3 protein-coding genes are annotated in these 3085 nt (G+C 64.6%); all 3 read right to left on the reverse strand.

Translation table 11 applies throughout. The annotated features are described in order from the left end of the window. On the reverse strand, nucleotides 1–417 hold a 417-nt coding region (locus AC1HIY_RS06735), incomplete at its 3' end, for an NAD(P)-binding domain-containing protein (protein ID WP_479575954.1). Between the two features lie 209 nt (nucleotides 418–626). Continuing rightward, nucleotides 627–2078, reverse strand: a complete 1452-nt coding sequence (wbaP, locus tag AC1HIY_RS06740; protein ID WP_479575955.1) for an undecaprenyl-phosphate galactose phosphotransferase WbaP — start codon at nucleotides 2076–2078, stop codon at nucleotides 627–629. Between the two features lie 290 nt (nucleotides 2079–2368). Beyond that, nucleotides 2369–3085: WecB/TagA/CpsF family glycosyltransferase (locus AC1HIY_RS06745; RefSeq protein WP_479575956.1), on the reverse strand; the 717-nt coding region annotated here is incomplete at its 5' end.

Here is a 3085-nt window from a genome sequence, read left to right on the forward strand (position 1 = left end):
GAGGATGATCAGTTGTCCTTCGTGCAGGTGCGCCGCGAGCGCTTCGGTCGCCGAGCGGATGTACGACGTGTCGGGGTCCTTGTTGGGGTTGACCGGCGTGGGCACGCAGATGAAGACCACGTCCGCCTCCGCCGCGCCGTCGAACCGGTCGGAGGCCCGGAAAACGCCCGCTCTCGCGACGCGTGCGAGGGCCTCGTCCGGGACGTCCTGAATGTAGTTCTTCCCGGCCTTGAGCGCCTGCACGCGTTCGGTGTTCAGGTCGATGCCGAGCGTCCGGAAACCCGCCTCACCAAACTCGACGGCCAACGGCAGCCCCACGTATCCGAGGCCGACGACCCCGATCCGTGCGCTCCGGTCGGAGAGTTTCGCTTTCAATCGTTCCGCGACCGGCGAGAGCGCCGCGCTTTCCGAGGTCATGGTCGTCACATCCATAGTCGAGGTTCTTTTCGAATTGATGAAAGGTAAGAACGGGAACCGGATCGGACGCCCCGCCCGGGCACCGCGCTTCCGATCTCCGAGAGGCGGCGGAACGTCCGGCAAACCCCGCATCGTCAGAAAGGATTCCCGAGGGCATGGCTGGAGGAAGAAAAGCGCCGAAAAGAACTGTCGGGGAGCGCCCGGGAACGTCAGTAGGCGCCGGACCCTCGGAGCACGACGCGCACGGTCCGGACGAGGATGACGATGTCGAGCCAGATCGACCAGTTGCGCACGTAATAGGCATCCCATCGGACGAGTCCTTCATTGCCTCCGTCGCTGCGTCCGGAGACCTGCCACAGCCCCGTCATGCCCGGTCGCACGTTCGTGCGGAGCTGTTGCACGCGCGGGGGCAGTTCGGCCTGATGATAGGCCGGGAGTGGGCGCGGCCCCACGAGCGACATCTCGCCGCGCAAGACGTTGATGAGTTGCGGGATCTCGTCGAGCGAGGTGCGGCGCAGGAAAGCGCCGATGCGCGTCAGGCGCGGGTCGTCCCGGAGCTTGAAGGAGGTCTCCCATTCGAGCCGAAGCGCCGGATCTTCGGCCAGCCGCTGGTTCAACACGGCCTCGGCGTCGGGCACCATCGTGCGGAACTTGCGCATGCGGAACACCCGCCCCTTCTTCCCGACGCGCTCCTGATAGAAGAAGGGCGAATGACGATCTGCGAGCCAGACAACCCCTGCGATCAACCCGTAGAGCGGTCCCCAGACGGGCGCGGTCGCCAGCACCCACACGACGTCCATCGTGCGTTTCATCAACTGGGCCACCGGGTCGAGCAGCTTGTGCGTGATCTCCAGCCCCAGGATGCCCGCCAGGTTGCGCGAACGCACCCAGAGCGTGGGGATGTCGAAGAGGTCGGGAATGATGACGACCTGCTTGTAGTGCGAGAGCGGCCCTTCCAGCAGTTCGATCATGCGCGTGCGGGGGAGGCCGGGCATCGCCAGGATCGCCACCGGTGCGGTGTCGGCGCTTTGCGCCGTGCTTCCGAGGATGGGAACCGCTTCGGTATAATCGCCCCACAGGTCGGGGTCATCGTCGAAGACTCCGATGGGCACGTAGCCGATGCCCGGCTCTTCCCGCAGCGACCGGAGCACCATCCGTCCCGTCTCCCCGGCTCCGTACACGACCGCCGGCACCCCCCACCGGCCCCACGAGATCAGCGCCCCTTTCACCCGGGTGCGCACGAAAGGCACCAGCACGAGACTCCCCACGAAGCCGATCGACAGCGTGAACCGGCTCGTGTCCGTGGACTGCTTCGTCAGGAACAGAACCACCAGCGTGCCGGCAAAGAGCAGCCCCAGCAGGATCACCACGCGGCGCAGTTCTTCGACGATGCCGAGGCCCCAGCTCGGGAGCAGCCGCGCCACCGAAGCGGCGCCCCACCATCCCAGCGGCAACATGAGGAACCACTCCTGAAACATGGGATCCCCCTTGAACCACCACCGAAGGGCGCTCGCCGTCATCATCGCGAGCACCAGCGCCAACCCGTCTCCCGCGCCCATCACCAGCGCATTGGTCAGCCATTTTTGGTGGTACAGGAGCGCCCGGCGGCGTCCCTTGCTCCCCTGTCTGGGTTCGATCTTTTGCGCTTTGACAACTCCCATAATCGATATCGGCGAGACCTGTTCTCCGGGAACGCCCGGGCGGCCCGAGACGCTTTCCGTACCGGCGGATACCGGAATCCTTCCGTGTGGCTATGTTTCGGGACGTAAGCGCCGCGTCCGGGCTAAAGCATCCGAAGCACGCGCGCGGCGCTCACACCCGGCGAACGCGCTTCCCCCCGCAACGGGTTCACCAGGTCAAAACTGGGAAAGGGCAACGGCAAAACTGTGTCCAAATTATCTTTTTTTGCGAGGGAATTGCAACAATCTCTCGACACCCCCTTGCGCCTTTCTCATGGAAATCGGCGAAATCCGGTAGCTTGTAAGAACATCAGGGCAAGGAAACGGGGATTGTTCCGAAGATACCGTTTCCAGAGCCGCTTCGGTTCGGTGATCAGCCGGAAGCACCATTCCATGCCCGAACGCTGAATCCAACGAGGGGCTTGTTTTTTCAGGCCCGCGTGAAAGTCGAACGCAGCCCCTACCCCGAGCATCACGGGCGCTTCGAGATGCTCCCGATGGGCGTGCATCCACCGCTCCTGTTTGGGCGTGCTGAGCCCGACCCACACCACGTCCGGACGGGCCGCATTGATCATGGAAACCACCTGCGCATCCTCCTCCGGCGTCAGGGGGCGAAACGGCGGTGAATACACACCGGCGACCTGAAGATCGGGGAAGCGCGCCTTCAGGCGTTCCACGAGCAGTTCCGGCACGCCTTCGGCTCCTCCATAGAAAAAATGCCGGTATCCCCGCTTTTCGGAGCGCTCGCACAGCGCCAGCATCAGATCCGGTCCGTAGACCCGGTCCACGTGTTTGCGTCCTTTCATGCGGCTGATCCAGACGAGGGGCATGCCGTCCGGCGTCACCATCCCGGCGGCGTTGTGGATTGCCAGCAGCTCGGGGTCGTCCCGGCTCTCCATCACCCCGTGCACCCCCGTGACGCACACGTACTGCGCCGCGCGCCTCACGATCCAGCCGTCGATGACGTCCAGCGCCATCGGAAGGTTGAC

It is taken from the genome of Rhodocaloribacter sp., assembly GCF_056451265.1.

Excerpts from the sequence above, each read along its gene's own strand:
- wbaP (WP_479575955.1), bottom strand. The coding sequence starts at position 2,078 with ATGGGAGTTGTCAAAGCGCAAAAGATCGAACCCAGACAGGGGAGCAAG.